The sequence below is a fragment of the Citrobacter sp. RHBSTW-00029 genome (genome assembly GCF_014104295.1).
Taxonomy (GTDB): Bacteria; Pseudomonadota; Gammaproteobacteria; order Enterobacterales; family Enterobacteriaceae; genus Citrobacter; species Citrobacter youngae.
The window spans coordinates 3,492,562-3,515,020 of sequence record NZ_JABXRT010000001.1; the positions used below are offsets into that span (position 1 = coordinate 3,492,562).

Genomic DNA, 22,459 nt, shown 5'->3' on the forward strand with positions numbered 1-22,459 from the left:
CGATATTTATGTCATCACATTGTTAAATATAGTTCACGATTTCGCGGTTGTTGCCTGTATTGATTAAAAAACAAACAAAAGTCAGGGGATTTAAGAACATTCCGCAAGGGATTTAAAAGACAGGAAAAGTTGCAGGGCGCGGTGAGTACCGCGCCCTGGGGGACAGATTAGTGTTCGCGTGTTTTACGGAACTGAACGTCAGGGTAACGTTCCTGGGTGAGATTCAGGTTAACCATGGTCGGCGCGATATAGGTGAGGTTATCACCGCCATCCAGCGCCAGCTGAATTTCGTTTTTACGCTTAAATTCTTCGAATTTTTTCACGTCAGAACACTCTACCCAGCGCGCAGTCGCCACGTTGACGGATTCATAAATCGCTTCAACGTTGTATTCGCTCTTCAGACGAGAAACCACCACGTCGAACTGCAGCACACCGACGGCACCTACGATCAGATCGTTGTTGGCGATCGGACGGAATACCTGCACAGCCCCCTCTTCTGACAGCTGAACCAGACCTTTCAGCAGCTGTTTCTGCTTCAACGGATCTTTCAGACGGATACGGCGGAACAGTTCCGGTGCGAAGTTCGGAATACCGGTGAACTTCATCATTTCGCCCTGGGTAAAGGTATCGCCGATCTGGATGGTGCCGTGGTTGTGCAGACCAAGAATATCGCCCGGATACGCTTCTTCCACATGAGAACGGTCACCGGCCATAAAGGTCAGCGCATCGGAGATCACCACGTCTTTACCAATGCGCACCTGGCGCATTTTCATGCCTTTCTCGTACTTGCCGGAAACCACACGCATGAAAGCGACACGGTCGCGGTGTTTCGGGTCCATGTTGGCCTGAATTTTAAACACGAATCCGGTGAACTTCTCTTCAGAGGCTTCCACAACGCGGGTATCGGTTTTACGCGGCATCGGCGCAGGCGCCCACTCCACTAAGCCGTCAAGCATATGGTCAACGCCGAAGTTACCCAACGCGGTACCGAAGAAGACCGGGGTGATTTCGCCCGCAAGGAACAACTCATGGTCGAACTCGTTGGACGCGCCCTGCACCAGCTCCAGCTCGTCGCGCAGCTGCTGCGCCAGGTCTTCACCCACGGCAGCATCAAGTTCCGGGTTGTTGAGACCTTTAACAACACGCACTTCCTGAATCGTATGGCCTTTACCGGTCTGGTACAGATACGTTTCATCTTTATAAAGGTGATAGACGCCCTTGAACAACTTCCCGCAGCCAATCGGCCAGGTGATCGGCGCACAGCCGATTTTCAGTTCGTTCTCAACTTCATCCAGCAGCTCCATCGGATCGCGGATGTCACGGTCGAGTTTGTTCATAAAGGTCAGGATCGGCGTATCGCGCAGACGGGTAACTTCCATCAGCTTACGGGTACGATCTTCAACACCTTTCGCAGCATCGATAACCATCAGGCAGCAGTCCACCGCCGTCAGAGTACGGTAGGTATCTTCGGAGAAGTCTTCGTGCCCCGGGGTGTCCAGCAGGTTCACCAGGCAGTCATGATACGGAAACTGCATCACAGAGGTGGTAATGGAGATACCACGTTGCTTTTCCATTTCCATCCAGTCAGATTTTGCATGCTGGCTGGAACCACGGCCTTTTACCGTACCGGCGGTCTGAATGGCCTGTCCGAATAACAGCACCTTTTCAGTAATTGTCGTTTTACCGGCATCCGGGTGAGAAATAATGGCAAAAGTGCGGCGTTTGGCCACCTCTTGCAAATAAGGAGACAACGTCATAGTCAAATCTTCTTAGGTAAGCACGGCAACGGGCCGGGCAAGTTGAATACGAAAAATTGCGGCTATTTTACCCATCAACGGGGGGGAGGCAATCAGTGTTTACACAGGAGCTGCTCCAGTTCGCTTAATGACGTGACCGTCCAGGTCGGCTGAATGCCCGCTGGCTGCTCGCGATGATGCGTATTGAGCCAGCAGGTGGATAGCCCGGCGTTAATGCCGCCAAGAATATCGGACTCTGCGGTGTCACCCACCATTAGCACGCGAGAACGGTCAGGATTGCCCGCCTGCGCCAGCGCATGGTCAAAAATACGGGGATCGGGTTTTGCCACCCCAACCTGCTCAGAAATCACCAGCAGATCGAAATAATCGCGCAGCCCCGTCCGCTCAAGGCGGATTTGCTGTAACGCCGTGAAGCCGTTGGTAATAATGCCAATTTTTGTTTTATCACGAATCGCATTGAGCAGAGAAACCGCCCCCGGCAACGGCGAGCAGATCTCCGCCATCGCATTGATGAATGCATCATTAAGCTGGCCCGGTTCAACCTTCAGGCGTTCGGCCCAGCTCTGAAAACGGGCATGCTGCAGCTGTAATGAGGTAATTGCACCGTTTTGATAATCCACCCACAGCGGTTTATTCACGGCCTGGTAGTCCTGAAAATCTTCAGCGGTAAAGGTAATGCTATAGTCGAGAAACATCCGCTGTAAGCCGGTAAACGAGTCAAATGTAAACAGCGTTTCGTCGGCATCAAAGAAAATCCAGTCCCACTTCTTCATCATTACACCTTGTCTTACATGCTGATTGGCAACGCCATGATGATGGCGTCTTCGTGACCATCGGCCGTTGGATAGTAATTGCGACGGATCGTCGCCTCGTTAAAGCCTAAGCTTTCGTACAGCGCGATAGCGGCGGCGTTTGAGGCGCGCACTTCAAGCCACAGCGTCAAAATGCCACGCTTTTCCAGCTCATCGATCAGATGCTCCAGCAGCTCACGCCCCAGCCCACGGCGCTGAAAGTCAGGGTCGACGGCAATATTGAACAGCGTAGCTTCATCCAGCACGACCTGCGTAATCGCAAAGGCCGCCATCACGTCATCAACCCTCAACTGAAAATTGAGGTAACGATCGCCCTGGTTGCTGGCAAATGTTTTTTCACTCCAGGGAAAAGCGTGGGCGCGTTTTTCAATCTGAAATGCTGCGGGTAAATCAGTCGGTTCGAGGGAAGAAATCGTGTTCATATGCGCAGATTTGTTGCCATAACGCGGCGCGTGCCGCGGGGTTTTCCCGTAATTCATTAAACGCAGGACTCGCGACCTGAGCGCCCTCCAGCAGCAGCGGCTCTTCGGTTCCCAGCCGCCAGCTATTACAGCGACTACCTTGCGGCAGCATGGCGACACGGTCAGGCGTCAGTTGTAAAACCTGATCCGGGCTGACGGTTAATGAGCGTAAAATATCGCTCATCAATGGTTCGGTTAGCGCGGGTAACTGTTCCGCAACCATCACCAAACGGACATGCGCAGGAATGGAAATCGCGATTTCGCCCTGCAGTGCGCCAGGACGATGCAACGACCACTGCGTAATGCCCAGTTGCTGTAACTGCCAGTCTCGTCGGGATGTCATAGCGAAACGCTCCTGTAATCAGGGGCGCAAATATAGCAAATTTGTCGAATCCGTGCCATCAAACAACTATAATCCCCCGCTGTACAATTTAAGGAGCACTCCATGTCTGCTTTTACCCCGGCAAGTGAAGTCTTGCTGCGCCACAGTGATGATTTCGAACAAAGCCGTATTATGTTTGCCGGTGATTTGCAGGATGACCTGCCTGCCCATTTTGAAAGCGCCGCCAGCCGTGCGCATACTCAGCAGCTTCACCACTGGCAGGTGCTTAACCGCCAGATGGGCGACAACGTCCGCTTCAGCCTCATCGCTCAAGCCGATGACGTCGGCGATAGCGATACGCTGATCTACTACTGGCCGAAGAATAAACCTGAAGCCCAGTTCCAGTTGATGAACCTTCTTTCGCTGTTACCGGTGGGTACCGATATTTTTGTTGTTGGCGAAAACCGCAGCGGCGTACGTAGCGCAGAGCAGATGCTGGCCGAATACGCGCCGCTGAACAAAGTCGACAGCGCACGTCGCTGTGGCCTGTACCACGGTCGTCTGGAAAAGCAGCCGGTCTTTGATGCTGAAAAATACTGGGACGAATACCAGACAGACAATCTGACCATCAAAACGCTGCCGGGCGTATTCAGCCGTGACGGCCTGGATGTTGGCAGCCAACTGCTGCTCTCCACGCTGACACCGCACACCAAAGGCAAAGTGCTGGATGTCGGCTGTGGCGCAGGCGTTCTCTCCGTCGCGCTTGCCAGCCACTCGCCAAAAGTGCGCTTAACCCTGTGCGATGTTAGCGCAGCCGCTGTTGAAGCCAGCCGCGCAACGCTTGCCGCCAACGGTATTGAAGGTGACGTCATCGCCAGTAACGTCTTTTCTGACGTAACGGGGCGATTTGATATGATCATCTCCAACCCGCCGTTCCATGACGGCATGCAGACCAGCCTGGATGCCGCGCAAACGCTGATTCGCGGGGCGGTTCGTCACCTGAACAGCGGCGGTGAACTGCGAATTGTAGCCAACGCCTTCCTGCCTTATCCGAAAGTACTGGATGAAGTGTTTGGCTTCCACGAAGTTATCGCGCAGACCGGGCGCTTCAAGGTCTATCGCACCATCATGACGCGCCAGGCGAAAAAAGCGTAATTGTCTCGCAGCGAACGGCCATTCACGTGGCCGTTTTTGCATCAATCGGCCCAGCCTGGACAATTAACTATTGACGAAAAGTTGAAAACAACTAGAATGCGCCTCCGTGGTAACGATACTTTTTGAGTGTCGATGGTATGCGAAGGTGGCGGAATTGGTAGACGCGCTAGCTTCAGGTGTTAGTGTCCTTTCGGACGTGGGGGTTCAAGTCCCCCCCCTCGCACCATAATCCACGTTGATATTGTTCGCACTGGGCGAAGGTGGCGGAATTGGTAGACGCGCTAGCTTCAGGTGTTAGTGTCCTTAGGATGTGGGGGTTCGAGTCCCCCCCCTCGCACCAACGAGGCGATATCAAAAAAATAAGATGACTGTGCGAAGGTGGCGGAATTGGTAGACGCGCTAGCTTCAGGTGTTAGTGTCCTTAGGATGTGGGGGTTCGAGTCCCCCCCCTCGCACCAATTATCTTATCTTTCCTTCGATTTTCTTCCCTGTTTTGCTCATCCCTGATTCCAGTTCATCATTACCAAAACAATGCCGCCGATCAGCGCCGCGCATGAAGGTAATAAGACAAAGTGCCGTAAACGCTTGTGGTATAACATGAGTGAAGTCAGTAGTAATCCTAATACAATCATCGCCTTCCATGCGTCGAGTGACAGATCAGTAAATGCCAGCCCGGCAATCACTATCCCCGGCAGCAAAACCCCCCATCCACTGCCCAGCGCACGTTGCAACATGGTTTCACCTATGACATTGATAATGATAACCAATATCATATGATAAAATTTCTCATTTGTCAGCCAGGAAAGGCTATCAATTCTATGAGTTTTACTTAACGATTGATGACATAAATAGTTTAAGGTGATAAATTGCTCGCCGGTTAGCTTTTCATCAAAAAACAATAACGACCTGAACGAATGATTTTTCGCTCATCATTTTTTCCTTACAAACACACCTTCGTATATTGCAGATAAATAACAATATTTACCTATGACAGTACAATCCTGGCGAACTCTGCGCACTAAGAAATATCAACTTTCTTTACGTCTGTTTCTGCTTCTCAATGCAGTCTCCGCGCTGTTTACGCTTGTTTTCCCACTTTTTGCCGTCAAAGCCGTATCTGTCCCGGCGTTGCTCATCCTGGCCGCCAGTACATTGCTGTTGGCATGGCATGGCAAATATGCGAATAAAAAAATTAATCTTCCTTTTATTTCAATCGTTTTTGGCTTGCTATGGGCATTACATATTTTTCTGAAATATAACGCGCTAGGTCATAATGATTATTATTTTCTGTTAATCGCACTTCTCAGCGTGCTGTTTATTGGTTCTATCGCTTTTGCCAACAATATCATCGCCTTTACGCTGCATTCGTTACCCTCAGTCGTCGTCTGTTTATGGCTTAACGGCAGCGAGCATGGTCTGCGAATTTTCTATTTTATGGCGCTACCCATGGCCGGGATCGCCATCCAGCATGTGATACAAAAGCGCTACGACGGCTTCGCCCAGCAGCTGATGTACAAACTACTGGAAGAACGGGAAACCCTGAACGGACTCAGCATGCTCGACCCGCTAACCGGTTTGTACAATCGCCGGGGGCTGCAACACAGACTCGATACGCTGTTGGCCCTGAGCAACTCGAAGCACTACGTCCTGCTGATGGATATCGACCATTTCAAGGCCTATAACGATCATTACGGGCACATGATGGGCGATCAGGCGCTGATTCGCGTTTCTGCCGCGATTCGTGATTCCGTACGCTCCCGGGACGTGGTGGCACGTTTTGGTGGCGAAGAGTTTATGGTTTTGCTGACCGCGGTCGACCCCCAACAGGCCCAGGCTGCCGCCGAGCGTATTCGCCAGAAAGTGTACGATCTTAAAATTCCACATATGTTTAATGAGAGCGTAGCAACCAATGTGACGGTCAGCATCGGTATTGCGCCTTTGGTGGAACAGGATATTGACTCCGCGATTACCAGAGCAGACAAAGCGCTTTATGAGGCCAAGAATATGGGTCGAAACAACACTCTGGTCAGCGATGAGCTGCGGATAAACTGCACCTCTTCCTGAGTTTTCCGTGCGGAACTGCCCGATCTTGCGACAAAGATCTTGCCATCGTTTACCCCCATCTATAGGATTAGAAATCATTATCATTTAGATTAACATCCTTATATCGCCATGGCTTACCGTTCCGCACCCATCGTTGAAGATGTCATCTGGCACAGCCATCTCCCTTCAGAGATGCCCTCGCTGGCGGCTTCCGTGCGTGCGACCATAGCCCAAACCCGCGAACACTTGCTGGATTTCATTCGCCTTGACGAGACCCCGCCGCAAGGTGCAATGACATTACATGAATGGACGCAACCGACAACGTTAAGTTCGCTTCTGGCCGTTTATTCAGACCACATCTACCGCAACCACCCCACGTTAGTACGCGAAAATAAACCGCTGATCTCCCTTTGGGCGCAATGGTATATCGGCCTGATGATGCCCCCGCTTATGGTGGCTCTGCTGACGCAAAAAGAGGCTATCGACGTCTCTCCTGAACATATGCACGTGGAGTTTCACGAAACCGGGCGTGCCGCCTGCTTCTGGATCGACGTGCATCAGGATCACCAGACCACGGCACTCTCACCGCAACAACGTATGGAAACGCTGATTTTGTCAGCCCTGACACCGGTCGTTCAGGCACTGGAATCAACGGGTGAGATCAACGCGAAACTTGTCTGGAGCAATACGGGATACTTAATTCACTGGTACTTAACGGAAATGAAGCCGTTGTTAGGTGAAGAACTGTTGAACACGCTGCGCCAGACCTGCTTCTTTGAGAAACAACTATCCTGTGGCCAGGATAATCCGTTGTGGCGCACCGTCGTTCCACGCGAGGGACTGTTAGTACGCAGAACCTGCTGCCAGCGCTATCGCCTGCCCGATGTTCAGCAATGCGGCGACTGCACGCTAAAATAAGCGAGGAGCCATAGCCCCCCGCCAACACTTTATGCAACCTGCTGATTTTCCTCTTCTATCCGCTGTGCTTCTTCTTTTTCCTGCGCCAACAGTTGCCTCTCATAAACCTTAAAGAATGGGAAGTAGATGATGGCAGAAACCAGCGCCAACACGACCACCAGGATCGCCGCACGATAATCCCAGCCTAATGCCCATGCCGCGCCAACGGGCGCCGGTGCGGTCCAGGGAACCACTGAAATCACCCGCCCAATTAGATCCAGTTTCATCGCCGCCCAGGCCAGCACCGCGTTCACCATTGGGGCCAGCAGGAAGGGAATAAAGAACACTGGATTCATGACAATCGGCGTACCGAAAATCACCGGCTCGTTAATGTTGAAAATACTGGGGACCACGCTCAAACGCCCAATCGATCGTAGATGGGCCGAGCGGCTGCGCAGATAGCAAATCACCAGCCCCATCGTCGCCCCCGATCCCCCCACGACGATAAAGAACGTCCAGAACGCTTCCATAAAGATATGCGGTAAAGGCGCGCCCTGCGCCAGCGCCGACTGGTTCATGCCGAGGTTGGTCAACCAGAACATTTGCAGCATACCCGACACAATCGCCGCACCGTGAATACCGGCAAACCACAGCAGATGGCCGATCAGTACTGCCAGCAGTATCGCCGGCAGAGAATCCGCTGCGGACACCAGTGGTTTAAAGATGGCCATAATGGCCTGCGGGATCAGCATATCAAACTGCGACTGTATCACCAGGCTCAGCGGGTACAGCGTCAGCACCACCACCAGTACCGGGATCAGGAGATCAAATGAGTTTTTGATCATCGGCGGCACTTGATCGGGTAAGCGGATCCCGATGTTGTGCGCCTTCAGGAAGCGCATCATTTCAACGCAATAAATTGCCACCAGGATGGCAGTGAAAATTCCCGTACCGCCGAGGCTATCAACCGGCATCGTACCTTTGGTTTTCGGTGCGGCAATCAACAAAAACGCCATGATCGACAGCATCGCGCACATAAACGGATCTAACTGATGCGACTTCACATAGTGCTTGCCCAGGTTATAGGCAATAGCCGCACATATGTAGACCGACATGATCCCCATCGTCATATCAAACGGCGTGAGTATCTGGCCTTCAAATTGTTTTGCCAGATCCAGCCATGTGCGGGCAAACCCCCAGGTGGTATCCGGCGAAAAAGGCGGATAGGCAAAAACCAGCAGAAAAGACCCTACAATCATAAACGGCATCGCCGAAATGAAACCATCACGTATTGCCATCACATGGCGTTGTGAAGAAATGCGCCCGGCGACAGGGCTAACGTAGCTTTCAACAAAGCGGAAAATCACATTAAATACAGCATGGTTAGTAGACATAGCCGTTCTCCCGTTGTGCTAAACCCTGCAACCGTGCTGGTATCAACACCACCACGTAAAACCCATTCCTACTTTTCGCAACCGTGCCGGGAGAAAAACCAGCCTTACCGCTTTTTGAGTTAAGTTTCATAGATGGCTCTTATTATGTGATACAGAGGGAGTGACAGCTTCAGTATTAATCGCCATTTCAGTATTCCGCAACCGGTTACTGTAACCGGTTTCTTTGATTGTGAAGGTGATCGAGAAACTGCCAATGTTGCTGTATTGTTACAATAAAATATTTACAGTAACGCTGCCCCTATGACAAATTACGCCAGGCGGTTTTCTGCTATGCAGGACTGCGGATAAGCGAGAGGGAGAGAAGAATGAGTTTACAATCAGTACGGCAGTTTTTAGCGCAACATGCGCCAGATATTGAAATCATCGAATTAGATCAAAGCACCGCCACCGTCGATCTGGCAGCCAAGGCCCATAATGTCGAACCAGGGCAGATAGCAAAAACGCTGTCACTAAAGGTGAAAAACGACATTATCCTGATCGTCGCCAGAGGAGATGCTCGCCTCGATAATAAAAAACTGAAAAATACATTTGGCGCCAAAGCGCGCATGCTGAGTAGCGATGAAGTAGTCAACGCAACAGGTCATCCCGTAGGAGGCGTATGTCCTTTCGGGTTGGAGACACCCATATCGGTGTACTGTGATGTCTCGTTGAAACACTATACAGAAGTGCTCCCTGCAGCAGGAGCCACTCACAGCGCGGTTCGCATTGCGCCAGAAAGAATAGCAGAACTGACTGCGGCAACCTGGGTTGATGTGTGCCAGTGATCGATTTACCTTTCCATGCCAATGACTACGCCGGTACGCATCTTCTCAAGCACGCCATAACGGGGCAGTACGACGAAAAGATGACGGTTCTGCAGAGCGCACATGCAGCAGGATATCGGCAGCATTCAGTAATCCGGCATCCGAACTAACGCCCAGTTTGGACATCACATTAAATTTATGCGCACGAATCGTTTTAATGTTTCGCTCAAGCTCAATCGCGATCTGCAGCATCGAATAACCATTCGACATATAGCGCAGAATTTCGCGCTCGGTTGGGCTAAGCATACGGCATTGATTGATATACCAGAGCTTCTTCGTGTCTTCTGTTTCCCCTCTGGCGCAATCCAGCGCTGCAAATAATTCTTCCTGCAACATACTCAGCGTGGATGCTTTGCTAATCACGGCATCCAGTGGTAGCGGTGACAGCGAGCCAATTAGCCGCGCCTCGTCATCATCATCGGCAATGACCACTCGCTTGATGCGAGGGTGTTTCACCGCCAGCTCTGTCAGATAAGCCAGTCCGGTGCGGCGATCGGTTCTTTTCGCGGAAAGTGAAAAAATAACCGCGGAAAATGACGTCTGTGACATCGCCTGGCTTAAGGCTGGCTGTCCTGAAAAGGGATGAAGTTGGTATTGATTGTTCGGTCTGGCATTAAATAAATTATAAATACCCACGCTGCTCATTACACACTTTTCTACCAGTGCGACATTTCTTTTGATACTTCTGTCTTCCATTCCGTGGTCTCTCCATAAACTGAAGGTAGATTCAACTCTCGTGCTCCTTGAGAACTATTTATCCAGGCATACATCTCCGCATTGCTGTGTATTGACAGACGACGCATCGCACTATTTTTCTGGGCGCTGATTGTCTTATTACTTTTTTTAAGTAATGTGGCAATCTGATTAATCCCCCAGCCCTTTCCCAGAAGCCGTAACACTTTCCGTTCAGATAGCGTCAGAATAATTGAGTGTACGCTATGATCCTGTTTTTCTGGTGCTATTACCGGAGAGAGCAATACCGGGCTAATTCTGTCGGCATAAACATTCCCTGCATCAATAGCATTTACTAAACTATCAATCGGTTCAGCATCAGATAACAGCGTACTGATTGGACACATCAGCATCTCAACGGCCACAGGATAATAATTTCGAGAAACGAGAAAGACCCAGTGAATATCACGATATTGAGGTAACAAAGAATAATATTGTTCGCAGACCGCACGCGGATGACTGCAGTCTCCGGTTAAATCAGCGATAACCAGATCTGAACGTCGCAGTTGCATCAATGTCAGTTCTTCTACGGCGCGGCAGTAGGTCAGTTTGTAATCAGAGAAATGCGCTTGCATTACCCCTTTAAGCCCAATTTGTATGATAGGTAATTTACTAATAATAATTGCGTTCTTGCAGCGTCCTGGCAACATAACTCCTCCATATTCACATGTCTTCAATCTTGCGCGCGCAAGTATCACCTACAATCAAATAAAATAATTAATAAATAGACATGCGTTAAACAATAGACAGGATGAATTATTTATCCTTATTCTAAATAGAAAATGGCAATGCTACGTTCCCAATAGCATCACACTATAAATTTATCATGCCATAATCACGCACATGTACATTCATTGTACAATTAAAATAACTACATTAAATTATTAGCATTCCTTACGTAATTACTGTTCATCTCGAAAAATTTAGCCCTGGTTCAGGAGTGTGTCCCACGATACGATTTCCTACAACCACCAAGTGACCTGTTTCTTTTTTCAACACAAAAATTGATCTTATCCAGAGCCAACCGACTCACGCTTCATGATAAAAAGAAGATATTCTTCATTAAGAGAGCATCTTTTAGTCAGAGCGAGCTATGCAAACAGAGCAGTCGTCACAAAGAACGGTTACACGGTTATGTATACAATGCGGGCTTTTTTTACTGCAACATGGCGCAGAAAGCGCGTTGGTCGATGAACTCTCCACCCGCCTGGGTCTGGCGCTTGGGATGGACAGTGTAGAAAGTGCCATATCATCGAATGCCATCGTCCTGACGACGATCAAAGACGGACAATGCCTGACATCGACCCGAAAAAATCAGGATCGTGGCATCAACATGCACGTCGTGACGGAAGTGCAACACATCGTTATTTTGGCAGAGCATAATCTGTTGGATGAAAAAGGGGTAGAGAAACGGTTTAACCAAATCAAACCGCTACGCTATCCCAGATGGCTGGTTGCTTTCATGGTAGGATTGTCCTGCGCCTGCTTTTGTAAACTCAATAACGGCGGCTGGGATGGCGCGATGATCACCTTTTTCGCCAGCATGATCGCCATGTACATTCGCCAGATCCTGGCTTCCCGGCATTTGCATCCACAAATCAACTTTTGTATTACCGCTTTTGTCGCGACCACCATATCCGGCCTGCTGCTTACGCTACCGACGTTTAATCACACGCCTACCGTAGCCATGGCCGCCAGCGTACTGTTATTGGTCCCCGGTTTTCCGTTAATCAATTCGGTTGCGGATATGTTTAAAGGGCACATTAATACCGGGCTCGCTCGCTGGGCGATTGCCAGTCTGCTTACGCTGGCGACCTGTATTGGCGTGATCGTGTCGATGACCTTATGGGGGCTGCGCGGATGGGCGTGATCGATTTCATTTTGGCGCTGATGCAGGACATGATCCTGTCGGCGATCCCGGCGCTTGGCTTTGCTATGGTATTTAACGTACCGCATCGGGCACTCCCCTGGTGTGCGTTACTCGGCGCGCTTGGGCACGGTTCACGGATGGTCATGATGACTGCAGGGTTTAATATCGAATGGTCCACCTTTATGGCCTCGCTGCTGGTCGGCTGCATTGGGATCCAGTGGTCGCGCTGGTATCTGGCGCATCCGAAAGTCTTCACCGTTGCGGCAGTGATCCCTATGTTTCCGGGGATCTCCGCCTACACCGCCATGATATCCGCCGTAAAGATCGGTCATTTCGGTTATAGCGAAGCGCTGATGATCACCCTGCTGACCAATTTTCTTAAAGCCTCATCGATTGTGGGCGCACTCTCAATTGGACTTTCCGTGCCAGGATTATGGCTGTATCGCAAACGTCCGCGCGTATAACGAATGAACCTGTTTACCCCTTTGCAGATGGGGGAACCTTCCCTCATCTGCTGCTCTCCTCTCTCTGTGTTACTATAAAAGCAGTTCCTTCTCGGTTGTTGTTCAGTATTGAGAAACATTATGCCCTGCAAAATTTTGACGCCGGACGTCACGAGCATTGACGCCTTACTACACGATCACCAAACTGTGCTGGCCAGGTCTGCGGGCGGTGCCGTAGCCGTATTCGCCAACAACGCGCCAGCGTTTTACGCGGTGACGCCTGCACGGCTGGCAGAGTTGCTGGCACTTGAGGAGAAGCTGTCACGCCCGGGAAGCGATGTAACATTAGATGCCCAATTTTATGAAGAGCCGCAAGCGGTACCGGTTGCCGTGCCAATGGGTAAATTTGCTATGTACGCTGACTGGCAGCCAGATGCTGACTTCCAGCGTCAGGCCGCCTTGTGGGGCGTGGCGTTAAGAGAGCCCGTCACCGCCGAGGAACTGGCTTCATTTGTTGCCTACTGGCAAGCCGAAGGCAAAGTCTTTCACCATATTCAGTGGCAGCAAAAACTGGCGCGCAGCATTCAGATTGGACGGGCCAGCAATGGCGGAATGCCAAAGCGCGATGTGAACAGCGTCAGTGAACCTGACAGCCACATTCCACCGGGTTTTAGAGGATAACGATGAAAAACGTTGGCGACCTGATGAAACGTTTGCAAAAAATGATGCCACCCAATGTTGAGCCAGCCTTCAAAACAGGTGAAGAACTGCTGGCATGGCAAAAAGAGCAAGGTGAAATTCGCGCCGCCGCGCTGGCCCGCGAAAACCGGGCCATGAAAATGCAGCGTACATTCAACCGTTCCGGTATCCGTCCGCTGCATCAGAACTGTTCGTTCGAAAACTATCGGGTTGAGTGCGAAGGTCAGATGAATGCCCTGAGCAAAGCTCGCCAGTACGTTGAAGAGTTTGACGGCAACATCGCCAGTTTTATCTTCTCTGGCAAACCCGGCACGGGTAAAAACCATCTGGCCGCCGCCATCTGCAACGAACTGCTGCTGCGCGGCAAGTCGGTACTGATTATTACCGTCGCCGATATCATGTCGGCGATGAAAGAAACGTTCAGCAATCGTGAAACCAGCGAAGAACAGTTGCTCAACGATCTGAGTAATGTGGATCTGCTGGTGATCGACGAGATCGGCATGCAGACAGAATCCCGCTACGAGAAAGTGATCATCAACCAGATCGTCGATCGCCGTTCGTCGTCTAAACGTCCAACCGGCATGTTAACTAACAGCAATATGGATGAAATGAACAAACTGCTGGGTGAGCGCGTAATGGACCGTATGCGCCTTGGCAATAGCCTGTGGGTTATCTTTAACTGGGAAAGCTACCGTAGTCGGGTAACCGGTAAAGAGTATTAACGTATTAGGACCACTCCTAAGACTGCCAGCGCTATACTGCGCTGAAAGGCATAACACGAGTTGCATATAATGATGAAAACTACCAAACGTCTGCTGTGCTGTGCGCTTGCCGCCGGCACGCTCATCTCCACCAGCGTTTTCGCCGCCTCCTGGCAGGATTCGCTCTCCAGCGCGGCCAGTGAGCTGAGCAAACAAAGCTCCGGCTCACAAAGCAGCTCATCGCTCTCTTCCCTGACCAGCCTGCTGAATGGCAGCAATCAGTCGTTGACCTCCAGCAGCATGAATAACGCCGCCGGGATCCTGGAATATTGCGCGAAACAGAAGCTGGCCTCGGTCACCGACACGCAAAACGTCAAAAACCAGGTGCTGGATAAACTGGGCCTCAGCGCGCCTGAACAGAAACAAGATACCAACTATATGGACGGTATTCAGGGTCTGCTCAACGCCAAAGATGGTCAACAGTTGGACCTGAACACCATCGGTAACAGCTCCCTGGCGCAGAAAGTTAAAACCAAGGCCTGCGATCTGGTGTTAAAACAGGGGATGAACTTCATTTCCTGATGCCACAAATGCCGCGCCCGGCCATTTCACCACCGGCGCGGCAGCAATCAATCCCACGAAGATATTTACCTACCAAATGCGGAGTGATTGCCCGCAAAAACCCGCATATCTAAACCAATTCTGAATAACAACGTAATTAAATGTCACTACAATTGCAGCAATATAACAACGCTATTACATTGTACTGTCCAGAAATGATTAGCCTGCCAGGCGTGTGCCGGGTTTACTGAGGATCGACCGTTGTCAGAATTCATCTCCATCACTTTGTTTCTCGCTTCAGTGCTGATTTACGCCTGGAAAGCGGGTCGCAACACCTGGTGGTTTGCCGCCACGTTAACGGTGCTGGGGATCTTTATTGTCTTAAACATCACGCTGTATGCCAGTGACTATTTCACGGGTGACGGCATCAACGATGCGGTCCTGTACACCCTGACCAACAGCCTGACCGGCGCGGGGATTGGAAAATATATCCTGCCGGGCGTTGGGATAGCCCTGGCGCTGACCACCGTTTTTGTCACGCTGGGTTGGATACTGCGTCGCCGTCGCCATCATCCGCATCATGTGGGTTACAGTCTGCTGGCCCTGCTGCTGGCGCTGGCTTCTGTTGATGCCAGCCCGGCGTTCCACCAGATAACTGAACTGGTTAAATCCCAGTCACGCGATGGCGATCCCGATTTTGCGGCCTATTACAAAGAGCCATCAAAAACGATCCCCAATCCGAAGCTGAACCTGGTTTATATCTACGGCGAAAGTCTGGAGCGCACCTATTTTAACAACGACGCATTCCCGGATCTGACCCCGGAACTCGGCGCGTTAAAAAATGAAGGTCTGGATTTCAGCAATACCATGCAGCTTCCGGGTACCGATTACACCATCGCCGGGATGGTCGCCTCCCAGTGCGGTATTCCGCTGTTTGCACCATTTGAAGGCAACGCCTCGGCGTCGGTCTCAAGTTTCTTCCCTAACAATATCTGTCTGGGCGATATCCTGAAAAACTCCGGCTATCAGAACTACTTTGTGCAGGGTGCCAACCTGCGCTTTGCCGGCAAAGACGTGTTCCTGAAATCTCACGGCTTTGACCATCTGTACGGTGCACAAGAGTTAAAAAGCGTGGTGGCGGACCCGGCCTATCGTAACGACTGGGGCTTCTACGACGATACCGTGCTGGACGAAGCATGGAAAAAATTCGAAGAGCTTTCGCGCTCGGGCCAGCGTTTTTCACTGTTTACCCTGACCGTGGATACCCATCATCCGGATGGATTTATCTCACGTAGCTGCAACCGTAAACGTTATGACATCGACGGGAAGGCCAACCAGTCGTTCAGCGCGGTCAGCTGCAGCCAGGAAAATATCGCCGAATTTATCAATAAAATCAAAGCATCACCGTGGTTCAAAGACACCGTGATCGTGGTATCTTCCGATCATCTGGCGATGAACAACACCGCATGGAAGTACCTGAACAAGCAGGATCGCAACAACCTGTTCTTCGTGCTGCGCGGCGACCAGCCACAGCAGGATACGCTGGCGGTGAAGCGTAACACCATGGATAACGGCGCAACGGTACTGGATATTCTCGGCGGCGATAACTTTATCGGCCTTGGACGCAGCAGCCTGTCTAGCGAATCCGTATCGGAAGTGTTCCTGAACATCAAAGAGAAAATGCTGGCGTGGAAGCCCAATATCATCCGTTTGTGGAATTTCCCGAAAGAGATGAAAGCATTCACCATCGATCGGGACAAAGAGATGATCTCTTTCTCAGGGAGCCATTTCCGTCTGCCGCTGCTGCTCCGGGTCTCGGATCAACGCGTCGAACCGCTGCCGGAAAGTGAGTACTCAGCCCCGCTGCGCTTCCAGCTGGCGGATTTCGCCCCACGCGATAACTTCGTCTGGATAGACCGCTGTTACAAAATGGCGCAACTGTGGGCACCAGAACTGGCACTCTCTACCGACTGGTGCGTATCACAGGGGCAACTGGGCGGGCAGCAGATCGTGCAGCATGTCGATAAAACCAGCTGGAAAGGGAAGACGACATTTAAAGACACGGTGATCGACATCGAACGCTATAAAGGTAACGTCGATACGCTAAAAATTGTCGATAACGATATTCGCTACAAAGCTGACAGCTTCATTTTCAACGTAGCGGGCGCGCCGGAAGAGGTGAAACAGTTTAGCGGAATTTCACGCCCTGAGTCCTGGGGACGCTGGTCTAACGCCCAGTTGAGTGAAGAAGTCAAAATCGAATACAAAACTCCGCTACCGAAGAAATTCGATCTGGTTATCACCGCGAAAGCTTTTGGTGACAACGCGAATCGCCCTATTCCCGTACGCGTCGGCGGCCAGGAACAAACGCTGGTATTAAGCCAGGAGGTCAGCACGACCACCTTGCATTTTGATAATCCAACGGACGCCAATACGCTGGTGATTGTCCCGCCCGATCCGGTCGCCACTAACGAGGGCAACATTCTCGGCCACTCGCCGCGTAAGCTGGGGATCGGGATGGTTGAAATCAAAGTAGTGGCTGCTCAGGGATAAAAAAAACAGCGCCCAACACCACACCGGGCGCTGCATGGCAACCTTATTCCAGACCGTTCACCGCCTGGCGCATACCCTGCACCAGAATCATCTCCAGGTTAGCCGTCACCTGTCCGGCAAGCCCTGGCTGCAACGTTAAATCTTCACCCCAGTGCGCCGTATCGCCGAGCACGGTATCCACCAGTTCACGCAGCGTTAAATCATTACCTACTCGCGGCCACAGGCTGGCATACAGGCTTACCCACTGTTCATCATCCTGGATTGGATAGCGTTCCCCGTCGCGCTCTGCACGATAAAATGCCAGCAGCGCAGCGAGGGCAAACGTTAACCGCACGGGCCAGCGCCCATTTTGCTCACCCACCAGCAGTTGCGGCAAAATTCGGGTACGGAATTTAGTCATCCCGTTAAGCGCAATGGAAAGCAACTGGTGACGGATGTAGGGGTTCTGAAAACGCCCGCTTACCGCGTCGGCAAATTCATGCAGTTCATCCGCCGGGAGATCCAATGCCGGTATGATTTCCTCGCTAATCGCCTGTTCGACAAAGCGGCGGACATCGGCATCCTGCATCGCCTCACCGACGGTCTCCAGTCCGCACAGCCACGCCACCGGCACCAGCGCCGTATGCGCCCCATTGAGAATAGCGACCTTACGCTCTTTGTACGGTTTGATATCGCTCACCACACGGATATTCAGCGGACACTGCGCCAGCTTCAGCTCCTCTGCCAGCCACTGCGGCCCCTGAATAACAAACAGATAAAAATGCTCCGCGGTATCGAGAAACGCATCGTGATAGCCAAGCGTAGCTTCCAGCGCGGCGGCTTCTTCGCGCGGGTAGCCGGTGACAATACGGTCGACCAGCGTGGAACAGAACGTGTTTGCCGTCTCCACCCAGTCGGCAAACGCCGGGGGAAGCTGCCATTCCTGCGCATACTGCAGCACCAGTGTTTTAAGCGCCTCACCGTTATAGTCGATAAGCTCGCACGGGATAATCACCCAGCCCTTATCCACCGCGCCCTCAAAGTGGTTAAAGCGCTCCAGCAGCAGGCGCGTCAGTTTGGCTGGGAAGCTCACCGGCGGCGCATCATCCACACTGTCTGCCGCGTGATAGCTAATTCCAGCTTCGGTAGTATTTGAAAACACAAAGCGGATATCCGCATTGTGCGCCAGCGCCAGATACGCCGCGAAGTCCTGATAGGGATTGATTTCGTTATTTACCGAGCGGATCAGCCGCGCCTCGCTTACCGCCTCACCCTGCTCGTTTAGCCCGCGAATCAGTGTGGTATACAGCCCGTCCTGGGTATTCAGCGACGGCGGAAAATCGGTATTAATTGGCCGAACGATGGTCACGCCCGCGTTCAGACTGGTATGCTCGTTGAGGATATCCAGTTGCCAGTCGACAAACGCCCGCAGAAAGTTACCTTCTCCAAACTGGATCACGCGCGTTGGGTAGCTGGCTCCCGGAAAATCACGTCGATTTAATGTCTTCATCCTGTTTTCCCTCTCAGAACGTGATCACGCCTTTAATCAGTTCACGGTTGTTGATCACATCCCGCTCGTAAATTTCTGCCAGTGTGGCAAATGCGTAACGGTGCGTAAGCATCATGTCGGCGGTCAATTTGCCTTCCGACATCAGGCGGCCCACTTTGGCGAAATCTTCCGGTGTGGCGTTGCGACTGCCCATCATGGTGGTCTCTTTCTTGTGGAACTCAGGGTCTGAGAACTGCAAATCGCCTTTAAACAACCCAACAAAAACGATGCTGCCGCCATGGCGAATCAAATTCACCGTGTTATTCATCGCATGCTGATTCCCCGTGGCATCAATCACCTTTTGCGCCAGCGAACCGCCAAACTGGTTTCGCAGCTGCGTATCAAAATCGTCAGCGGATGGGTCGATAACCGGAAGTCCCAACCGAGAAACCACATGCTCCCGGCGCGCGGGACTGGTATCGGCAACCACCACCTGTGCGCCATCGGCTTTGGCAATCGCTGCAGCCCCCAGGCCAATCGGACCGGCGCCAACCACAAGCACCTGCTCACCTGGTGCCACCGCCGCCCGGCGTACCGCATGCGCGCTGATGGCATAAGGCTCAATCAGCGCCGCCGCCTGTGGGTCAATCCCCTGCGCATCCAGCAGATTGGTAACCGGAACAGAAAGATATTCACTGAAACCGCCATCCTGATGGACGCCAATCACCGAAATCTTCTCGCAGCAGTTGGTACGCCCGCTCAGGCATGCCGGACACTGCTGGCAGGCCACGTAAGGAATAACCGCCACCTGCTGTCCATTTTTCATATTCTGGATATTTTTTCCCAGCCCGACAATTTCCCCACATATTTCATGACCTAACACTCGTGGGTAACTGAAAAAAGGTTGATTGCCGCCCCAGGCATGAATATCGGTACCACAAATTCCTACCGACTTAATTTTAATGAGTGCTTCACCCTCACCCGGAATAGGTATTTCGCGCTCTTTCCAGACTAATTTTTTAGGTTCCTGGCAAATCAACGTATTCATCGTAGACATGATTCTGCTCTCCTTTTTTTCTGTTGCCTCAGATATCAACGAAAATAAAAAAGCCGGAGAAAGCAGAAACACAATCTGTGAATTCCAGCGCATAAAAATGTTTTAAATCGGGTTTTAATAGCCAAAAAGGAGAAGCCATGAGCCGTTCACAAAACTTACGCCACAACGTGATTAACCAGATAATCGATGATATGGCGCGGGGTCATATCCCTTCCCCACTTCCTTCGCAAAGCGCGCTGGCGGAGATGTACAACATCAGCCGCACCACCGTGCGCCATATGCTGAGCCACTTAGGCGAATGCGGGGTGCTGACCCAGGTCGGTAGCCACTATGTCATCGTGCGTAAACCTGACCATGACGACGGTTTTGCCTGCACCACCGCCTCCATGACCGAGCAAAACCGGATTTTTGAGCAGGCGTTTTTCACCATGATCAACCAGCGCCAGCTGCGCGCGGGCGAGAGTTTCTCCGAACTGCAGCTTGCCAGAGCCGCGGGGGTAAGCCCGGTAGTGGTACGGGAATATCTTTTAAAATTCGAACGTTACAACCTGATAAAAAACGAAAAACGCGGTCAGTGGAGCATGAAGCAGTTCGATCAGGCCTACGCCGAGCAGCTGTTTGAACTGCGAGAAATGCTGGAAACCCATTCCCTGCAGCATTTTCTCAATCTGCCCGACGATGACCCACGCTGGCTGCAGGCAAAAACGCTACTCGAGCGCCACCGGATCCTGCGCGACAGCATCGGCAGCAGCTTTCGTATGTTCTCGCAGTTAGACCGCGAGTTTCATGCTTTACTGCTCTCTGCTGCCGATAATATATTTTTCAATCAATCACTTGAAATCATCTCCGTGATTTTCCACTTCCACTATCAATGGGACGAAAGCGACCTTAAGCAGCGCAACATCATTGCCATCGATGAGCATATGACCATCCTCAGCGCGCTGATTTGCCGCAGCGACCTGGATGCCACTCTGGCGCTGTGTAACCATTTGAATTCAGCCAAACAATCGATGATTCGCTCCATCAACCAAAGTCATAGCGCAGCACATTAAGTACCGATAAAAAACAGCAAACTATTACCGGGAGCACGATTTTATAAAAATAAAAACGCCGGAAAAATACCTCTTGCCTATGCTCACGCTAAGTCGACTGCATTAAAAAATTTTGTGAGCGGTGATGAGTAAATTGTTTCATCACTGGTATTTTTTCAATACTGCACAGCCCGGCTGTGTGAATAATAAATTATTGAGGTTCAGGAGTCCGGCGTGGAAAAAAATAATATTACCCTCGACCCGAGTTCTTCGTTTGGCACGTCGTCATCTGCGGATATTAATGTTCCGCCTGAAGGCATGGTGCAACGCAGTAGCCGAATAAAACGTATTCAGACCACGGCAATGATTTTATTATTTCTTGCTGCGGTAATTAATTATCTCGACCGCAGTTCTCTGTCGGTCGCTAACTTAACGATTCGTGAAGAACTGGGGCTGAGCGCCACGCAAATCGGCGTGCTGCTGTCGGTTTTTTCTCTCGCTTACGGTATTGCCCAGCTCCCCTGCGGCCCGCTGCTGGATCGCAAAGGTCCGCGCATTATGCTCGGACTGGGGATGTTCTTCTGGTCGCTGTTTCAGGCGATGTCCGGCATGGTACACAGCTTCACTCAGTTTGTGCTGGTGCGTATCGGGATGGGGATCGGCGAAGCGCCGATGAACCCGTGCGGCGTAAAGGTCATCAACGACTGGTTTAACATCAAAGAGCGCGGTCGCCCGATGGGGTTATTCAACGCCGCTTCCACCATCGGTGTGGCCATTAGCCCGCCGATTCTGGCTGCCATGATGCTGGTAATGGGCTGGCGCTGGATGTTTATTACCATCGGCGTGCTGGGTATTTTCCTCGCCATCGGCTGGTACATGCTGTATCGCAACCGCGAGCAAATTGAGTTGAGCGCCACCGAACAGGCGTACCTGAACGCCGGTAGCGTTAATGCCCGCCGCGATCCCCTGAGCTTTGCTGAATGGCGCAGCCTGTTTCGTAATCGCACGATGTGGGGCATGATGCTGGGCTTTAGCGGCATCAACTACACCGCATGGTTATATCTGGCCTGGCTGCCGGGCTACCTGCAAACCTCCTATAACCTGGATTTAAAAAGCACCGGATTAATGGCGGCGATCCCGTTCCTGTTTGGCGCAGCCGGCATGTTGATCAACGGTTTTGTCACCGACTGGCTGGTGAAAGGCGGTATGGCGCCGATTAAGAGTCGTAAGATTTGTATTATTGCCGGGATGTTCTGTTCTGCGGCCTTCACCTTCGTGGTCCCGCAGGCCACAACGTCGATGGCCGCGGTGTTACTGATCGGCATGGCGCTGTTCTGCATCCACTTCGCCGGAACGTCCTGTTGGGGTCTGATCCATGTTGCGGTGGCTTCACGCATGACCGCCTCCGTGGGAAGCATCCAGAACTTCGCCAGCTTCATCTGCGCGTCATTCGCCCCGATCGTCACCGGATTTATTGTTGATACCACCAACTCTTTCCGTCTGGCGCTGATCATCTGCGGCTGCGTCACCATGGTGGGCGCTCTCGCCTACATCTTCCTGGTGCGCCAGCCCATCAGCGATCCGCGTAAAGATTAATCCTCACAATGCCCGATAACACCGCGCTTATCGGGCATGTTATG

22 protein-coding genes and 3 tRNA genes are annotated in these 22,459 nt (G+C 51.6%); 15 read left to right on the top strand and 10 right to left on the bottom strand.

The window, feature by feature from the left end; translation table 11 throughout:
• Positions 1–167: 167 nt before the first annotated feature.
• The 4 genes from prfC to HV041_RS16970 all read right to left on the bottom strand — a co-directional run bounded on the left by prfC (position 168) and on the right by HV041_RS16970 (position 3,373).
• The gene (prfC, locus tag HV041_RS16955) at positions 168–1,757 is read right to left on the bottom strand and encodes a peptide chain release factor 3 (protein ID WP_003829982.1); all 1,590 of its coding nucleotides are present in this window, start codon (positions 1,755–1,757) and stop codon (positions 168–170) included.
• A 92-nt stretch (positions 1,758–1,849) separates the two neighbouring features.
• Positions 1,850–2,530 carry a pyrimidine 5'-nucleotidase gene (yjjG, locus tag HV041_RS16960; RefSeq protein WP_048212777.1) on the bottom strand — a complete coding sequence of 227 codons (681 nt, stop codon included), beginning with the start codon at positions 2,528–2,530 and terminating at the stop codon, positions 1,850–1,852.
• Between the two features lie 14 nt (positions 2,531–2,544).
• Positions 2,545–2,991, bottom strand: coding sequence for a ribosomal protein S18-alanine N-acetyltransferase (gene rimI, locus HV041_RS16965; protein WP_003829985.1), 447 nt, complete (start codon positions 2,989–2,991; stop codon positions 2,545–2,547).
• Positions 2,960–3,373, bottom strand: coding sequence for a DNA polymerase III subunit psi (locus tag HV041_RS16970; RefSeq protein ID WP_115601026.1), 414 nt, complete (start codon positions 3,371–3,373; stop codon positions 2,960–2,962). The genes rimI and HV041_RS16970 overlap by 32 nt, the downstream gene beginning before the upstream one ends.
• Positions 3,374–3,475: 102 nt before the next feature.
• Between HV041_RS16970 and rsmC the strand changes: the two genes are divergently transcribed.
• The 4 genes from rsmC (at position 3,476) to HV041_RS16990 (ending at position 4,965) form a co-directional block, all read left to right on the top strand.
• Positions 3,476–4,507, top strand: coding sequence for a 16S rRNA (guanine(1207)-N(2))-methyltransferase RsmC (gene rsmC / locus HV041_RS16975; protein ID WP_121585451.1), 1,032 nt, complete (start codon positions 3,476–3,478; stop codon positions 4,505–4,507).
• 139 nt (positions 4,508–4,646) lie between these two features.
• Positions 4,647–4,733 (top strand) — tRNA-Leu (locus HV041_RS16980).
• Between the two features lie 28 nt (positions 4,734–4,761).
• Positions 4,762–4,847, top strand: a tRNA-Leu gene (locus HV041_RS16985).
• A gap of 32 nt (positions 4,848–4,879) precedes the next feature.
• A tRNA-Leu gene (locus HV041_RS16990) sits at positions 4,880–4,965 on the top strand.
• A 39-nt stretch (positions 4,966–5,004) separates the two neighbouring features.
• Here HV041_RS16990 and HV041_RS16995 read toward each other — a convergent pair.
• Positions 5,005–5,241 carry a DUF1435 domain-containing protein gene (locus HV041_RS16995; RefSeq protein WP_086523828.1) on the bottom strand — a complete coding sequence of 79 codons (237 nt, stop codon included), beginning with the start codon at positions 5,239–5,241 and terminating at the stop codon, positions 5,005–5,007.
• A gap of 253 nt (positions 5,242–5,494) precedes the next feature.
• On the opposite strand from HV041_RS16995, the gene HV041_RS17000 reads away from it, so the two are divergent.
• Positions 5,495–6,571 carry a GGDEF domain-containing protein gene (locus HV041_RS17000; RefSeq protein ID WP_048212780.1) on the top strand — a complete coding sequence of 359 codons (1,077 nt, stop codon included), beginning with the start codon at positions 5,495–5,497 and terminating at the stop codon, positions 6,569–6,571.
• A 108-nt stretch (positions 6,572–6,679) separates the two neighbouring features.
• A complete protein-coding gene (gene fhuF, locus HV041_RS17005) occupies positions 6,680–7,468 on the top strand; it encodes a siderophore-iron reductase FhuF (protein WP_121585450.1) in 789 nt (262 codons plus the stop codon).
• A gap of 29 nt (positions 7,469–7,497) precedes the next feature.
• Here the strand turns inward: fhuF and HV041_RS17010 are convergent, their stop codons facing one another.
• Positions 7,498–8,841 (bottom strand): PTS sugar transporter subunit IIC, encoded by a 1,344-nt coding sequence (locus HV041_RS17010; RefSeq protein WP_121585449.1) that lies wholly within the window; start codon positions 8,839–8,841, stop codon positions 7,498–7,500.
• Positions 8,842–9,206: 365 nt separating this feature from the next.
• Here HV041_RS17010 and HV041_RS17015 point away from each other — a divergent pair, with 365 nt between their 5' ends.
• Complete coding sequence (locus HV041_RS17015) at positions 9,207–9,665, top strand: YbaK/EbsC family protein (protein WP_116360623.1); 459 nt, start codon at positions 9,207–9,209, stop codon at positions 9,663–9,665.
• A gap of 45 nt (positions 9,666–9,710) precedes the next feature.
• On the opposite strand, the gene bglJ is transcribed toward HV041_RS17015, so the two are convergent.
• Together bglJ and HV041_RS17025 are read right to left on the bottom strand one after the other, a co-directional pair.
• Complete coding sequence (gene bglJ, locus HV041_RS17020) at positions 9,711–10,400, bottom strand: DNA-binding transcriptional activator BglJ (protein WP_048212784.1); 690 nt, start codon at positions 10,398–10,400, stop codon at positions 9,711–9,713.
• Positions 10,361–11,086: a response regulator transcription factor gene (locus HV041_RS17025; RefSeq protein WP_061067185.1), complete on the bottom strand. Its 726-nt coding sequence runs from the start codon at positions 11,084–11,086 to the stop codon at positions 10,361–10,363. The genes bglJ and HV041_RS17025 overlap by 40 nt, the downstream gene beginning before the upstream one ends.
• A gap of 443 nt (positions 11,087–11,529) precedes the next feature.
• On the opposite strand from HV041_RS17025, the gene HV041_RS17030 reads away from it, so the two are divergent.
• The 6 genes from HV041_RS17030 (at position 11,530) to opgB (ending at position 17,263) form a co-directional block, all read left to right on the top strand.
• Positions 11,530–12,306 (top strand): threonine/serine exporter ThrE family protein, encoded by a 777-nt coding sequence (locus HV041_RS17030; protein WP_048212786.1) that lies wholly within the window; start codon positions 11,530–11,532, stop codon positions 12,304–12,306.
• Positions 12,297–12,770 (top strand): threonine/serine exporter, encoded by a 474-nt coding sequence (locus HV041_RS17035; protein ID WP_048212787.1) that lies wholly within the window; start codon positions 12,297–12,299, stop codon positions 12,768–12,770. The genes HV041_RS17030 and HV041_RS17035 overlap by 10 nt, the downstream gene beginning before the upstream one ends.
• A gap of 120 nt (positions 12,771–12,890) precedes the next feature.
• Positions 12,891–13,430, top strand: coding sequence for a primosomal protein DnaT (dnaT, locus tag HV041_RS17040; protein ID WP_048212788.1), 540 nt, complete (start codon positions 12,891–12,893; stop codon positions 13,428–13,430).
• A 2-nt stretch (positions 13,431–13,432) separates the two neighbouring features.
• The gene (dnaC, locus tag HV041_RS17045) at positions 13,433–14,170 is read left to right on the top strand and encodes a DNA replication protein DnaC (protein WP_003019133.1); all 738 of its coding nucleotides are present in this window, start codon (positions 13,433–13,435) and stop codon (positions 14,168–14,170) included.
• A 69-nt stretch (positions 14,171–14,239) separates the two neighbouring features.
• The gene (locus tag HV041_RS17050; protein WP_048212789.1) at positions 14,240–14,731 is read left to right on the top strand and encodes a DUF2501 domain-containing protein; all 492 of its coding nucleotides are present in this window, start codon (positions 14,240–14,242) and stop codon (positions 14,729–14,731) included.
• Positions 14,732–14,971: 240 nt separating this feature from the next.
• Entirely contained in the window at positions 14,972–17,263 is a 2,292-nt protein-coding gene (gene opgB, locus HV041_RS17055) for a phosphatidylglycerol--membrane-oligosaccharide glycerophosphotransferase (protein ID WP_121585448.1), read from the top strand.
• Positions 17,264–17,306: 43 nt separating this feature from the next.
• On the opposite strand, the gene HV041_RS17060 is transcribed toward opgB, so the two are convergent.
• The gene (locus HV041_RS17060; protein WP_121585447.1) at positions 17,307–18,752 is read right to left on the bottom strand and encodes a tagaturonate reductase; all 1,446 of its coding nucleotides are present in this window, start codon (positions 18,750–18,752) and stop codon (positions 17,307–17,309) included.
• Positions 18,753–18,765: 13 nt separating this feature from the next.
• Entirely contained in the window at positions 18,766–19,788 is a 1,023-nt protein-coding gene (locus HV041_RS17065; protein ID WP_048212792.1) for a zinc-binding alcohol dehydrogenase family protein, read from the bottom strand.
• A 137-nt stretch (positions 19,789–19,925) separates the two neighbouring features.
• Between HV041_RS17065 and HV041_RS17070 the strand changes: the two genes are divergently transcribed.
• Positions 19,926–20,840 (top strand): GntR family transcriptional regulator, encoded by a 915-nt coding sequence (locus HV041_RS17070; RefSeq protein ID WP_003019148.1) that lies wholly within the window; start codon positions 19,926–19,928, stop codon positions 20,838–20,840.
• A 213-nt stretch (positions 20,841–21,053) separates the two neighbouring features.
• Positions 21,054–22,415, top strand: a complete 1,362-nt coding sequence (locus HV041_RS17075) for an MFS transporter (RefSeq protein ID WP_061067180.1) — start codon at positions 21,054–21,056, stop codon at positions 22,413–22,415.
• Positions 22,416–22,459 lie beyond the last annotated feature (44 nt).